Origin of the sequence: Pseudomonas sp. ICMP 460 (assembly GCF_002723595.1) — a bacterium.
GTDB lineage: Bacteria > Pseudomonadota > Gammaproteobacteria > Pseudomonadales > Pseudomonadaceae > Aquipseudomonas > Aquipseudomonas kitaguniensis.
This window is the reverse complement of record NZ_LKBR01000046.1, coordinates 98,792-112,871: the sequence shown is the minus strand read 5'-3', so window position 1 is coordinate 112,871 and position 14,080 is coordinate 98,792. Positions and strand designations below refer to the sequence as shown.

General features: G+C 59.1%; 13 protein-coding genes. 3 read left to right on the top strand and 10 right to left on the bottom strand.

Features of this window, described 5'->3' with window-relative positions; genetic code table 11:
* The first annotated feature begins 9 nt into the window (after window positions 1-9).
* Genes AO240_RS23155 through AO240_RS23145 form a run of 3 tightly spaced genes read left to right on the top strand, consistent with a single transcriptional unit; the run spans window position 10 to window position 2,260 of the window.
* Window positions 10-1,044, top strand: a complete 1,035-nt coding sequence (locus tag AO240_RS23155; protein ID WP_099239558.1) for a TerC/Alx family metal homeostasis membrane protein — start codon at window positions 10-12, stop codon at window positions 1,042-1,044.
* A 32-nt stretch (window positions 1,045-1,076) separates the two neighbouring features.
* A complete protein-coding gene (locus tag AO240_RS23150; protein WP_099239557.1) occupies window positions 1,077-1,652 on the top strand; it encodes a TerD family protein in 576 nt (191 codons plus the stop codon).
* Between the two features lie 29 nt (window positions 1,653-1,681).
* The gene (locus AO240_RS23145; protein ID WP_099239555.1) at window positions 1,682-2,260 is read left to right on the top strand and encodes a TerD family protein; all 579 of its coding nucleotides are present in this window, start codon (window positions 1,682-1,684) and stop codon (window positions 2,258-2,260) included.
* 75 nt (window positions 2,261-2,335) lie between these two features.
* Here AO240_RS23145 and AO240_RS23140 read toward each other — a convergent pair whose 3' ends face one another.
* The 10 genes from AO240_RS23140 to AO240_RS23095 form a co-directional block, all read right to left on the bottom strand.
* A complete protein-coding gene (locus tag AO240_RS23140) occupies window positions 2,336-2,875 on the bottom strand; it encodes a DUF1523 family protein (RefSeq protein WP_099239553.1) in 540 nt (179 codons plus the stop codon).
* Window positions 2,876-3,155: 280 nt separating this feature from the next.
* Entirely contained in the window at window positions 3,156-4,481 is a 1,326-nt protein-coding gene (gene aceA / locus AO240_RS23135) for an isocitrate lyase (protein WP_099239551.1), read from the bottom strand.
* Window positions 4,482-4,992: 511 nt separating this feature from the next.
* The gene (locus AO240_RS23130) at window positions 4,993-5,739 is read right to left on the bottom strand and encodes a secretin N-terminal domain-containing protein (protein WP_099239549.1); all 747 of its coding nucleotides are present in this window, start codon (window positions 5,737-5,739) and stop codon (window positions 4,993-4,995) included.
* A 213-nt stretch (window positions 5,740-5,952) separates the two neighbouring features.
* Window positions 5,953-6,375, bottom strand: a complete 423-nt coding sequence (locus tag AO240_RS23125; RefSeq protein WP_099239547.1) for a GNAT family N-acetyltransferase — start codon at window positions 6,373-6,375, stop codon at window positions 5,953-5,955.
* Window positions 6,368-7,534, bottom strand: a complete 1,167-nt coding sequence (locus AO240_RS23120; RefSeq protein WP_099239545.1) for a cupin domain-containing protein — start codon at window positions 7,532-7,534, stop codon at window positions 6,368-6,370. Before AO240_RS23120 ends, AO240_RS23125 begins: the two co-directional genes overlap by 8 nt.
* Window positions 7,535-7,618: 84 nt before the next feature.
* Window positions 7,619-8,989, bottom strand: coding sequence for an adenylosuccinate lyase (gene purB / locus AO240_RS23115; RefSeq protein ID WP_058415499.1), 1,371 nt, complete (start codon window positions 8,987-8,989; stop codon window positions 7,619-7,621).
* Window positions 8,990-9,114: 125 nt separating this feature from the next.
* Window positions 9,115-9,738: a high frequency lysogenization protein HflD gene (gene hflD / locus AO240_RS23110; protein WP_058415498.1), complete on the bottom strand. Its 624-nt coding sequence runs from the start codon at window positions 9,736-9,738 to the stop codon at window positions 9,115-9,117.
* The gene (mnmA, locus tag AO240_RS23105) at window positions 9,735-10,859 is read right to left on the bottom strand and encodes a tRNA 2-thiouridine(34) synthase MnmA (RefSeq protein ID WP_099239543.1); all 1,125 of its coding nucleotides are present in this window, start codon (window positions 10,857-10,859) and stop codon (window positions 9,735-9,737) included. The genes hflD and mnmA overlap by 4 nt, the downstream gene beginning before the upstream one ends.
* A gap of 59 nt (window positions 10,860-10,918) precedes the next feature.
* On the bottom strand, window positions 10,919-11,365 hold the full coding sequence (locus AO240_RS23100) for an NUDIX hydrolase (RefSeq protein WP_099239541.1): 447 nt from the start codon (window positions 11,363-11,365) through the stop codon (window positions 10,919-10,921).
* Between the two features lie 210 nt (window positions 11,366-11,575).
* Window positions 11,576-13,801, bottom strand: coding sequence for an NADP-dependent isocitrate dehydrogenase (locus AO240_RS23095; RefSeq protein ID WP_099239539.1), 2,226 nt, complete (start codon window positions 13,799-13,801; stop codon window positions 11,576-11,578).
* Window positions 13,802-14,080: the final 279 nt, after the last annotated feature.

Genomic DNA, 14,080 nt, shown 5'->3' with positions numbered 1-14,080 from the left:
AACATTACTGTGGAAGTTAGCCACCTGGGTTTCCCCCCGCTGACCATCGCCGTGTTTGTAGCGCTGGCGATTGGCGCAATGGTTCTCGACATGTTTACCCACCGTGGTGACCAGCCCATCAGCCTGGCACGTGCCTCGGCCTGGTCGGTGTTCTGGATCCTCATCTCGTTCGGCTTTGCAGGGTTCCTGTACGTCGAGCACGGTTCTGAAGTTGCGACGCTGTTCATCACCGGTTACGCCCTTGAAAAAGTGCTGAGCGTGGACAACCTGTTCGTATTCATGGCGATCTTCGCCTGGTTCAAGGTGCCTAATGGTCTGCGTCACCGCGTGCTGTACTGGGGCATCATCGGCGCCATCGTGTTCCGCCTGATCTTCGTTGCCATCGGTACTGGCCTGCTGGCACTTGGGCCTTGGGTCGAAGTGGTGTTTGCGTTGGTGGTTGCCTGGACCGCTGTGATGATGCTCAGAAGCGGTGGCGATGACGAGGAAGAAGAAGATTACTCCCAGCACATGGCCTACCGTTTCGCCAAGAAACTGTTCCCGGTGTGGCCGAAATTGCACGGCCATGACTTCTTCGTGCGTCGCAAGACCCTCGAAGCCGAGCTGACCAAGCCAGAAAACGCAGGCATGTCGCTGGCCGCCAAAGGTGGTTTGTTCGCCACCCCGCTGTTCCTCTGCCTGGTGGTGATGGAAGTTTCCGACGTGCTGTTTGCGTTTGACTCTGTTCCGGCCGTAATCGCAGTCAGCCGCGAGCCATTGATCGTGTTCTCGGCAATGCTCTTCGCGATTCTGGGTCTGCGGACCATGTACTTTGTGCTGGAAGCCTTGAAACGCTATCTGGTCCACCTGGAAAAAGCCGTCATCGCACTGCTGTTCTTCATTGCCGTAAAACTTGGCTTGAATGCGACCGACCACATTTTCCATCACGGCTACAACATTGATCCGAACACCAGTTTGATCATCGTTATGGTTGTTCTGGCCATCGGTATTTTTGCCAGCGTGCTCTTCCCTCAAAAAGAAGAAGCCGAAACCGATAAATCGTAACCTCAAATAGTGACTCACAAGGAGTTGTACTCATGGCACTGACCCTTCAAAAAGGCGGCAACCTGTCTCTTTCGAAGACCGACCCAACACTGACCAAGATCCTCATCGGTCTGGGCTGGGATCCTCGCGCGACTGACGGTACTGAGTTTGACTTGGACGCCAGCGCGTTCCTGCTGGGTGCCAACGGCAAAGTGCGTGGCGATGCCGACTTTATCTTCTACAACCAGCTCAAAAGCGCTGACGGTTCCATCGAGCACACCGGCGACAACCGCACCGGTGCCGGCGATGGCGATGATGAAGTGCTGAAAATCGATCTGAGCCGTGTGCCTGCGGACATCGACCGCGTCGCCTTCACCGTGACCATTCACGATGCTGACGCACGCAAGCAGAATTTCGGCCAAGTGGGTGGTTCGTTCATCCGTGTCGTCAACGAAGTCAGCGGCGCTGAAATTGTTCGTTACGACCTCGCAGAAGATGCGTCGACTGAAACCGCGATGATCTTCGCCGAGCTGTACCGTAACAACGGCGAGTGGAAATTCCGTGCCGTGGGTTCGGGTTTTGCCGGCGGCCTCAAGGCATTGGCCAACTCGTATGGCATGAGCTTCTAAACCCTACGTCCAGAACAAGGAAACTGATCATGGCTGTAAGTCTTTCCAAAGGCGGCAACGTCTCACTGTCCAAAGAAGCTCCAGGGCTGACTGAAGTAGTCGTGGGCCTGGGCTGGGACCCGCGTGTTACCGACGGCACCGAGTTTGACCTCGACGCCTCGGTGTTCGTCGTGGGTGAAAACGGCAAAGTGCTCGACGACAACAGCTTCATTTTTTACAACAACAAAAAATCCGCTGACGGCTCCGTCGAGCACATGGGCGATAACCGCTCCGGTGCTGGCGAAGGCGACGATGAGCAAGTGACTGTAAAGCTCACTTCGCTGGCCCCGCTGGTGAAGAAGCTGGTATTTGCCGTGACCATTCACGATGCCGAAGCGCGTAAACAGACCTTCGGTCAGGTTTCCAACAGCTTCATTCGTGTCGTCAACAAGGCTGACGGCAAAGAGCTGGCACGTTTTGACCTGAGCGAAGACGCTTCCACCGAAACCGCGATGGTGTTCGGTGAGTTGTATCGCAGCGGCGAAGAGTTCAAGTTCAAGGCGATCGGCCAAGGCTTTGCGGGCGGCTTGAAGCCGCTGGCTGAAGCGCATGGCGTGAGCATCGGCTAACCCATCGGGTTAAAAAAAGCCCCGTCTTTCGAGCGGGGCTTTTTCTTGTGCGGGTTTTATGCCGTCATGCCTGGCTCAATGTGCGACGGTTTGATGCCGCCGCTTCAGGCGACGTTTGACCAACACCACCGCGACAATAACCACCAGCGCGATGACGCCGAGGAACAGCGTATTGAACCAGGGGAAGGGTTCTTCACGGCTGTTGGTGGCCTCAATGTCGGTGATGTTCGGGAACACCGAGAGTATCTTGATGCGCCACCCGTAGTACCGCACGAGCGCCAATTGCTCAGCGTTACGCGAGTAGCCCTGGGCCTTGGCCTGGATGTCGGCAGAATCGAACTTGAAGTACCAGGGGAACGACCAGCCGGTGTCTTCATTGCGATACACCATCACCTCTTTGGAATCCGGGTGCTCGGTGTTGATGAAGTAAACGTCGCGAGTCGGACCGTCCGCGGGGTTCTCGGCATTGATCACGCCATCCTGATCGACCCGTTTAACCTCACCGCCGGTGATCAGCACCACCTCGTGTTGCGGGAGGATGTAGAAAAGCCCCAGCGCGCCAGCGCTGACGACAAGCAGCACAGCACCCAGAATTACGCCTTTGAGCAACTTCATACCTGCACTCCATTTTATCAGGCGCCAATTTTGCCCGTTTCTTTGTAATAGGGCATGTTTAGTTGTTACCCATCGCCCGTGCGGCAGGCTCAACAACGCGCCCCATCTGCACGGCCTGCTGTGGTTTGACCGGGTTAGCAGCCTGTCGGATAAAACTGTTGCAAAAAAAAACGCCCCAAACCAGTTGGGGCGTCAGATCGTGCGGCACTGCGGTTAGCTCTTTAACGGGCCCGCAATGGCCGTTTACTCATCTGCGTACTCGCAGGTACTCAAGCGTTACTCAGTGGAACTGCTCTTCTTCGGTCGAACCGGTCAGTGCGGTAACGGACGAGCTGCCGCCCTGAATCACGGTGGTCATGTCGTCGAAGTAGCCGGTGCCCACTTCCTGTTGGTGCGCGACAAAGGTGTAACCCTTGGACGCATCGGCGAACTCCTGCTCTTGCAGCTTTACGTAGGCGGTCATGTCGTTGCGGGCGTAGTCGTGCGCCAGGTTGAACATGCTGTGCCACATGTTGTGGATGCCGGCCAGGGTGATGAACTGGTGCTTGTAACCCATCGCCGAGAGTTCGCGCTGGAACTTGGCAATGGTCGCGTCGTCGAGGTTCTTCTTCCAGTTGAAAGACGGCGAGCAGTTGTAGGACAGCAGTTGGTCCGGGTATTCCTTTTTGATCGCTTCGGCAAAACGACGCGCTTCGTCGAGGTCCGGCTTGGCGGTTTCGCACCAGATCAGGTCGGCGTACGGCGCATAGGCCAAGCCGCGGGAGATCGCCTGGTCCAGACCAGCACGTACTTTATAGAAGCCTTCCTTGGTGCGTTCGCCCGTCACAAACGACTGGTCGTACGGGTCGCAGTCCGACGTCAGCAAGTCAGCCGCGTTGGCATCGGTACGCGCCAGAATAATGGTCGGCGTGCCGGCAACGTCAGCGGCCAGGCGAGCAGCGGTCAGCTTTTGCACCGCTTCCTGAGTTGGCACGAGCACTTTGCCGCCCATGTGACCGCATTTTTTCACCGAGGCCAACTGGTCTTCAAAGTGAACGCCGGCAGCACCGGCTTCGATCATGCTTTTCATCAGTTCATAGGCGTTCAGTACGCCACCGAAACCGGCTTCGGCGTCGGCCACGATTGGCGCGAAGTAGTCGATGTAGCCTTCGTCGCCCGGGCCTTTACCGGCTTTCCATTGGATCTGGTCGGCGCGCCGGAACGAATTGTTGATGCGCTTGACCACCGTAGGCACGGAGTCCACCGGGTACAGCGATTGGTCGGGGTACATGGACTCGGCGGAGTTGTTGTCCGCCGCCACTTGCCAGCCGGACAGGTAAATCGCCTGGATACCGGCTTTTACCTGTTGCACTGCCTGGCCGCCGGTCAGGGCGCCCATGCAGTTGACGAAATCTTTATCGGGGCGGAAGGAAGGCTTGGCACCCTGGGTCACCAGGTTCCACAGCTTGTCGGCGCCGAGTTTTGCAAAGGTGTGCTCAGGTTGAACCGAGCCACGCAGGCGGACGACGTCAGCAGCGGAATAAGCGCGGGTCACGCCTTTCCAGCGTGGGTTTTCAGCCCAGTCTTTTTCTAGGGCTGCAATTTGCTGTTCGCGTGTCAGTGCCATGGGGAAAAACCTCGTCGCGTCTTTTGTGGAAAAAACTACTGGGTTGAAAATTCCGTTTGCCGGCCACGTATTCAGTGCGTGGCAATGGCGGCTCGCTGACCAGAAGCTTGGGCGCTCAAGTCGGGTTTGGCGGGGGTGGCGACGGGATGAACGAAAGGCTCAAGGGGCGGCGTTGAGCAGGTAAGGGCGAACTGCGGACGGTCTTCGGGCGTCGTGGGCCTCTGTACGATCCATCAGTGTGTGGCCGGGTTACCTGGTTAGCTTCCGTCCCTCGGGACAACTTCGTTCCAGTCGCAACCAACGTCAAACACACCTTGTGGGCGGTACAGACACGAATCGGCTCAGGTGGGTAGTTTAGAGCGACGATCCGAGAGCCCTTGCCAGGGCCCCTGATTAGCGGGAGCGAGGCCATCATGCACAGGCTTTTTTGGATCGTCAAATGTTTTGTAGTGCTTTTTTTAAAGCACTACATCTTTAGTCTTATACGACTCGACGGTCAGTTTTTGGCGCTTCAGTTCACGCTGTCGACCTTGACCCGCAACGTCAGGTCATCACGGCCCTGAGTAGAGTAGCTGCGGGTTGTAGAGGTTTTGTCGGCTTGGGTCTGGCGATTGATGCCGGCCAGCGGGATCCATTCGCCCAAGCGGCCACTGACGGTTGTGTCGGTACTCTGAACGTTCACTACATCGGGACGTTCCTGGCTCATGCGGTCACGGTTAGTACTGATAGCCAAGTGTACGGTCTCACCGGTGACGCTGGCGGTGACGTAAAAACCCTGGGTAACGTTGCGATACTGCGTCTGGTTTTGCGGGCGGCCGTACGCGTCTGGCTGGGTGGTGGTCAATGGCACGCTTTGGCCGACCTGGATCAGTGCGGGCACGCCTTCGCTGGCCTGGATCTGTTGCACGCCGCCGTCGCGGCTGGTGGTGCCGTAGCTGATGATGCGGGTCTGGCTGTCGCCGCTGCTTTGCTGATTATTCTCGTTGGTGTCGACGGTAATCAGCAGGCGCCTGGCGGGCGTGTCCAACTGTGAGAGCAGGGCGCGCAAGCCCTGGATTTTGCCGGGGGCGGCATTCACGATCAGCTGGTTGCCGTAGGCGCTGACGGTGCCGTCCTTGCCGATGAAGTTCTGCGCGACCGGCAGCAGGTCGGTGCTGGTGCGGTTACTCAGGTCCAGCACTTGTGTGTCGGCGATTGCCGAGCAACTGACGGTCAGGAGGAGGGCGGTGAGCTGGGTACGTAGGGTGCGTAGGGACATGGCCGTTATCTCTGCGAGTCATTTAGGCGTGATAGTGCCAGTTTGTCGGCGTGGCAGGTCGCAAGTTGAATCTTAGACGGCAAAATGCCCTGACAGGGCAGGGCATTTTGGGTGTTGCTGAAATAGCCATCGGGAGCAAGCCCCCTCCCACAGTTGAGCGCATTGCAACTGTGGGAGGGGGCTTGCTCCCGATGGCCGCGCTGCAATCCTGAGTCAGCCCCCGCGCACCATATCCACATGCGGAATGCCGACTTCAAGAAACTCATCGCTGACGATCTTGAAGCCCAGCCGCTCATAAAACGGCGCAGCGTAGACTTGCGCGCTGAGGAATTGCTTGGTCTGGCCGCGTTTCTCGGCCATGCCCATCACGGTTTCCATCAGCTTGTCGCCGACCTTCAGCCCGCGCCAGTCCTTGAGCACCGATACGCGGCCGATTTCGCCGCTGGGCAGCAGGCGAGCGGTGCCAATCGGAAAGTCGCCTTCGAACGCGAGAAAATGCACCGCGTCGGCGTCGTCTGCATCCCACTCCAGCTCTGGTGGCACCGATTGTTCAGCGATAAATACCGCTTCACGAATGCGCCGAATCTCAGCGATATCCTTATGCCAGTCTGCGACACGTACGCGAATTTTATTCATCGGCAAATCCCAGGCTGCCCTGCTTGACCAGTTCGCACAGCAGGTTGCAGCCATCTTCGTCTTTGAGCCATTCGCCGAGGTTTTCGCTGTGCAGCGCATCGGCCGAACACACCAGCTTCAACAACTCGCGCAGTTTGCCCGGCAGATAACGGCTCTGGCCGCTGGCGAACAGCAATACGTCGTCGTCGACTTCTGACCAGGCCATGCGCGCGCTTGGGTTGCGCACCAGGATCGCGCCGCCTTCCAGGCTGTTGATGAAGTCTTCTTCGCCCAGTTCTTCGCCCGCCACCAGTTCCGGGTAGCGCGGCTCGGTCATGAACTGGCCGAACCAGGTCAGCAGCATGCGCTCGTCGCTCATGTGCTCGGCCAGCAGGCTCTTCAAACGGTCAAGCGCATCGGCCTGAATCTGGTGCGGGTCGCTGACCGGCTGGGCGTCGGCGTCGGTGTAACGCTCTTCGTCCGTCAGGTATTGGCTGAGGAAGTCAGTGAAGTGCGTCAGCACTTCAGCGGCGCTCGGTGCACGGAAACCCACCGAGTAGGTCATGCAGTCATCTTCGGCGATACCGAAGTGTGCCAGGCGCGGCGGCAGGTAAAGCATGTCGCCCGGTTCCAGTACCCATTCTTCGCTTTGTTCGAATTCAGCGAGGATGCGCAGGTCGGCGTGTTGCAGCAGCGGGCTTTCGGAGCTGCACATCTGGCCGATTTTCCAGGTGCGCTTGCCTTGGGCTTGCAGCAGGAACACGTCGTAGTTGTCGAAGTGCGGGCCGACGCTGCCGCCGGGTGCGGCGAAGCTGATCATCACGTCGTCGATGCGCCAGCTTGGCAGGAAGCGGAAGTGTTCGAGCAACTCGGCAACTTCCGGCACAAACTGGTCGACCGCCTGCACCAGCAGGGTCCACTCGCGCTCGGGCAACGTGCTGAAGGCGTCTTCGGCGAACGGGCCGCGGCGCAGTTCCCAAGGGCGCTCGCCGTGCTCGATCACCAGGCGCGATTCGACTTCTTCTTCCAGGGCCAGGCCGGCCAGTTCGTCGGCGTCGATCGGGCTTTCGAAATCAGCAATGGCCTGACGGATCAGCAGCGGTTTTTTCTGCCAGTAGTCGCGCAGGAACTCGCGTGCCGTGATGCCGCCCAGAAGTTGAAGAGGGATGTCAGGATTCATGTGTAACCTATTGAAAGAAAGCACTTTTCAGACTGGAATAAAAACGCCCGGCGCGGCCGGGCGTCTCAAGAGGGCTTACGCTAATCAGATGCGCTTGGCTTGAGCCACCGCGTTGCCGATGTAGTTGGCCGGGGTGAGCAGTTTCAGCTCGGCCTTGGCAGCGGCTGGCATGTCCAGGCCATCAATGAAAGTTTGCAGCGCTTCGGGGCTGATGCCCTTGCCGCGCGTCAACTCTTTGAGCTTTTCGTACGGGTTTTCGATGTTGTAGCGGCGCATGACGGTCTGGATCGGCTCAGCCAATACTTCCCAGCACGCATCCAGGTCAGCGGCGATTTTTTGCGCGTTGAGCTCAAGCTTGCTGATGCCTTTGAGGCTGGCTTCGTACGCGATCACGCTGTGAGCGAAGCCCACGCCGAGGTTGCGCAGCACGGTGGAGTCGGTCAGGTCGCGCTGCCAGCGCGAGATCGGCAATTTGCTGGCCAGGTGCTGGAACAGCGCGTTGGCGATGCCGAGGTTGCCTTCGGAGTTTTCGAAGTCAATCGGGTTGACCTTGTGCGGCATGGTCGACGAACCGATTTCACCGGCAATCGTGCGCTGCTTGAAGTAGCCCAGCGAGATGTAGCCCCAGATGTCGCGGTCGAAGTCGATCAGGATGGTGTTGAAACGCGCAATCGCGTCGAACAGCTCGGCAATGTAATCGTGCGGTTCGATCTGCGTGGTGTAGGGGTTGAAGCCCAGGCCCAGCTCGTCTTCGATGAAGGCGCGGGCGTTTTCTTCCCAGTCGATTTCCGGGTAGGCCGAGAGGTGTGCGTTGTAGTTGCCCACGGCGCCGTTGATTTTGCCCAGCAGCGGCACAGCGGCGACTTGAGCGATTTGGCGCTCCAGGCGGTACACCACGTTCGCCAGTTCTTTGCCCAGCGTGGTCGGCGAGGCCGGTTGGCCGTGGGTGCGCGAGAGCATCGGCACGTCGGCGAAACGGATCGCCAGTTCGCGGATGGCTTCGGCAGTCTGGCGCATCAGCGGCAGCATTACGTCATCACGGCCTTCACGCAGCATCAGCGCGTGGGACAGGTTGTTGATGTCCTCGCTGGTGCAGGCAAAGTGGATGAACTCGCTGACCTGGGCCAGTTCCGGCAACTTGGCCGCTTGCTCTTTGAGCAGGTACTCGATGGCTTTGACGTCGTGGTTGGTGGTGCGCTCGATCTCTTTCACACGCTCGGCGTGCTCCAGCGAGAAGTTTTCCGCCAGGGTGTTCAATACAGCGTTGGCTTCGGCGGAAAACGCCGGCACTTCGCTGATGGCGGAATGCGCGGCGAGGCGCTGGAGCCAGCGCACTTCAACCAGAACACGAGCACGGATCAGGCCGTATTCACTGAAAATAGGGCGCAGGGCCTGGGTTTTGCCGGCGTAGCGGCCGTCAACAGGGGAAACCGCAGTGAGCGAAGAAAGCTGCATGGGGTGTTCTCGGACAGTCGGGCAACGAAATGGGGCGCGTATCATACATGAAAAAATCCGCCGGCCCGTTGCCAACTGACCGGCGTATTACGCGTAACGGCTTGAAAATGGCCTGTTGCTGCGACTTATTCGTTGCGCATCAACGGGTAAAGCTCTTTGAGCAATTTGCGCCGGCTGATCACCAACTGCCAACGATGGCCGCCCAGCTGCCGCCACAACCGCGCCGAACGAATACCGGCCAGGAGCAGCGCGCGGATTTTAGACGCGTTGTTCGGTTGCTGCAGGTTGCGCATGTCGCCGTGCACCTGAATACGCTGGCGCAAGGTGCTCAAGGTGTCCTGGTACAGCGCGCCGGTGGCGGCGATCACGTTTTCGTGAGCCGGCCCGAAGTGTTCAACCTGCGACTGAATCTGCGGCAGGCGTTTGCCGATAGTGTCGAGCATGTCCTCGCGCTTCGCCAGTTGGCGCTCAAGGCCGAGCATCGACAGGGCGTAACGCAGCGGCTCACGCTGCAACGTGCTTGGGTCGCGCTCCAGCGCACCGATCAGCGCGCGGTAACCCTCACGCAGCGCCAAGTCATCACCGCCGTACACCTCAAGGGTGTCCTTGGGGTCACGGATCAACAGGCTGCCGAGCATGCAGGTCAGGCCTGCCTCGGTAACCTGGCCGGTCTTGGCGATCTTGTCCACCAGCACAGCGGCAAGGAACACCCCGCCGAGTGCGGTCAGTTGCTCTTGGGTCGGGCTCATGCCTGACGGCTCCAGGGCTCGGCGACTTCAATCACGCCACCGCCCAGGCAAATTTCGCCGTCGTAGAACACCACGGACTGGCCCGGCGTGACCGCGCGTTGCGGGTCATCAAAGGTCGCGCGATAGCCGCTGGCGGTTTTTTCCAGGGTGCACGGCTGATCGCTCTGGCGATAGCGCACTTTGGCGGTCAGCCGGCGTGGTGTGCTCAAATCGACCGGGTTAACCCAGTAGATGTCCGAAGCGAGCAGGGCGCCGGAGAACAGCCAAGGGTGTTCATTGCCCTGGCCAACGATCAGCTCGTTGTGTTCCAGGTCCTTGACCAGCACATACCACGGCTCTTCACCGGCATCTTTCAGCCCGCCGATGCCCAGCCCCTGACGCTGGCCGATAGTGTGGTACATCAGGCCGTGGTGGCGGCCGATGACCTCGCCTTCGGTGGTTTTGATTTCGCCCGGTTGTGCCGGCAGGTATTGCTTGAGGAAATCGCTGAAGCGGCGTTCGCCGATAAAGCAGATCCCGGTGGAATCCTTTTTCTTGGCGGTGGCCAGGCCGTGTTTCTCGGCAATCCTGCGCACTTCGGGTTTTTCCAGTTCGCCCACCGGGAACAGGGTCTTGGCGATCTGTTCGCCGCCGACGGCGTGCAGGAAGTAGCTCTGGTCTTTGTTTGCGTCCAGGCCCTTGAGCAGTTCGGTGCGGCCCTCGATGTCGCGACGGCGCACATAGTGGCCAGTGGCGATCAGGTCGGCGCCCAAAATCATCGCGTAGTCGAGGAACGCCTTGAACTTGATCTCGCGGTTACACAGGATGTCCGGGTTCGGCGTACGGCCAGCCTTGTATTCGGCCAGGAAGTGCTCGAACACGTTGTCCCAGTACTCAGCGGCAAAGTTGGCGGTGTGCAGCTTGATGCCGATCTTGTCGCAAACGGCCTGAGCGTCCGCCAGGTCGTCCATCGCGGTGCAATATTCCGTTCCATCGTCTTCTTCCCAGTTCTTCATGAACAGGCCTTCCACCTCATAACCCTGCTCCATGAGCAGAACGGCGGAAACGGAAGAATCCACGCCGCCGGACATGCCGACGATGACGCGCTTCTTTTGTGTGTCAGAAGGGGCTGGATCACGCATAAGGTTTCAACGGGTGTCTTTAAAAAGGACGCGATTCTAGCAGGCTCGCGCCCGCAAGGCTAAAGAGAAGGGCGGATCAATTCGAGACTGTGGCGCTGACCCGCCAGATAATCATCGATACAGCGGATGATCAGCTCGCTGCGCCAGTCGTCGCGCACCGCCATCAATTCGTCCCGCGTCAGCCAGCGGGCGCGGATGATGCCCTCGTCCAACTGATAGTCAGGGTGGTGTTTCAGGGCCTTGGCGATGAAACACACCCGTTGATAGGTCACGCCATTGCTCGGCGCGGTGTACAGGTAAATCCCGAGAATGGCGGTGGCTTCGACGTCCCAGCCGGTTTCTTCGAGGGTCTCGCGCACGGCGGCCTCGATCAGGGTTTCATTCGGGTCCAAGTGGCCAGCGGGCTGGTTGAGCACCGCGCGGCCGCCCTTGAGTTCTTCGACCATCAGGAAGCGGCCATTGTCTTCGACGACGGTGGCGACGGTGATGTGGGGTTGCCAGGTCATGGGGAGCTCTCGATATCTGGAGATGACTGGGTCGATGTGGGAGGGGGCTTGCTCCCGATAGCGGTGAGTCAGCCAAGTATAAGTTGACTGACCCACCGCTATCGGGAGCAAGCCCCCTCCCACATTTAATTGGGTTAATCCAATGGCAACGTGGTTGGCGCAAACAGAAACCCCGGCACGTGGCCGGGGCGTCTCTGCATCCTTACGACCTTACTTCAACTTGGCAATCGCCGCGTTAAGCGTACTGCTTGGGCGCATGGCCTTGCTGGTCAGCTCTGGGTTCGGTGCGTAGTAGCCACCGATGTCGACTGGCTTGCCTTGTACCGCGTTCAGCTCGGCAACGATGGTTGCCTCGTTGGCGGTCAGGGTTTTGGCCAGCTCGCCAAACTGCGCTTGCAGTGCAGTGTCTTCGGTCTGGGCGGCCAGGGCTTGCGCCCAATACAGCGCCAGGTAGAAGTGGCTGCCGCGGTTGTCGATGTTGCCGACTTTGCGCGATGGCGACTTGTTGTTGTCGAGGAACTGGCCGGTGGCCTGGTCCAGGGTCTTGGACAGCACCAGGGCTTTGGGGTTGTTGTACGTCACACCCAAATGCTCAAGGGAGGCAGCCAGGGCCAGGAACTCGCCAAGCGAATCCCAGCGCAGGAAGTTCTCTTCCACCAATTGCTGCACGTGTTTCGGTGCCGAACCGCCAGCGCCGGTTTCGAACAGGCCGCCACCGTTCATCAGCGGCACGATCGACAGCATCTTGGCGCTGGTGCCCAGTTCCATGATCGGGAACAGGTCGGTCAGGTAGTCGCGCAGCACGTTACCAGTCACCGAGATAGTGTCCAGGCCCTTGCGGGTGCGCTCCAGGGTGAACTTCATCGCGTCGACCGGCGACATGATGCGGATGTCCAGGCCTTCGGAGTTGTGGTCTTTCAGGTAAGCCTGAACTTTCTTGGCCATGACGGCGTCGTGAGCGCGCTCCGGGTCCAGCCAGAAAATCGCCGGGGTGTTGCTGGCGCGTGCACGGTTGACGGCCAGTTTGACCCAGTCCTGGATCGGCGCGTCTTTGGTCTGGCACATGCGGAAGATGTCGCCGGCTTCGACAGTTTGTTCCATCAGCAGGTTGCCCTTGCTGTCGGTGACGCGCACTACGCCGTCAGACTTGATCTGGAAGGTCTTGTCGTGAGAGCCGTATTCTTCGGCTTTTTGCGCCATCAAGCCAACGTTTGGCACGCTGCCCATGGTGGTTGGGTCGAACGCGCCATTGGCCTTGCAGTCTTCGATGACGGCTTGGTAGATGGTTGCGTAGCAGCGATCCGGGATCACCGCCTTGGTGTCGTGCAACTGGCCGTCGGTGCCCCACATTTTGCCGGAGTCACGGATCATGGCCGGCATCGAGGCGTCGACGATGACGTCGCTCGGCACGTGCAGGTTGGTGATGCCTTTGTCGGAGTTGACCATCGCAAGCGAAGGGCGAGCGGCGTAGACCGCCTGAATATCGGCTTCGATCTGCGCTTGCTGATCAGCCGGCAGGGCTTTGATGCGAGCGTACAGGTCGCCGATGCCGTTGTTCAGGTTAAAGCCGATCTGCGCAAGCAGCGGAGCGTGCTTGGCCAGGGCGTCTTTGTAGAACTCGGCAACGATCTGGCCGAACATGATCGGGTCGGAGACCTTCATCATGGTGGCTTTCAGGTGAACCGAGAGCAGCACGCCTTGTTTTTTGGCGTCGTCGATTTCAGCGGCGATGAAGCTGCGCAGGGCTTTTTTGCTCAGCACGGCGGTATCGATGATTTCGCTGGCCAGTACCGAGGTCTTTTCTTTCAAGACGGTTGCGCTGCCGTCTTGAGCGATAAGCTCGATTTTGACAGCATCAGCGGCTTCGATCTGCACTGATTTTTCGCTGCCGTAGAAGTCGCCGTTGCTCATGTGAGCGATGTGCGACTTGGAGTCGGCTGCCCACGCGCCCATTTTATGCGGGTGCTTGCGAGCGTAGTTCTTGACCGACAGCGGTGCGCGGCGGTCGGAGTTGCCTTCGCGCAGTACCGGGTTCACGGCGCTGCCCTTGACCTTGTCGTAACGTGCACGGGTTTCTTTTTCCGCGTCGGTGGTTACGGTTTCCGGGTAGTCCGGCAGGGCGTAGCCCTGGGCCTGCAGTTCCTTGACCGCAGCTTGCAGCTGAGGGGTCGAGGCGCTGATGTTAGGCAGCTTGATGATGTTGGCTTCAGGCGTAACGGCCAGGGCGCCCAGTTCGGCGAGGTGGTCCGCAACGGCTTTGGCGCCCAGTTGCTCGGGGAAGCTTGCGAGGATGCGCGCGGCGAGGGAAATGTCGCGGGTTTCCACGGCAATATCAGCGGAAGCGGTGAAAGCCTCTACGATAGGCAGCAGTGAATAGGTGGCGAGGGCCGGGGCTTCGTCAGTGAAGGTATAGATGATCTTCGAGCGGGTGGGCATATTCGGATTAACTCTCTTCTTTGCTGAAAGCGTGCGCAGAAACTCGAGATGCGCCGGGTAGAGCGCGTTCGTTCAAAGCATCCATGAGCGAAATGTCGAGATTTCTTCGCGGTGATGTTGGTTTGCATCAGTCGAGCGTCAAGCGGGTGGGCCTTTTAATAGCCCTGCTTTCTAGCTGAAGGCCACTGTCTAGAGCGGTCAGCTGTCGTGACTCTTGGGTCAGCGCCAGCATTATACATAGGTCAATGTGCCTACGCCGAGCCTTCATACAAAAGGAGC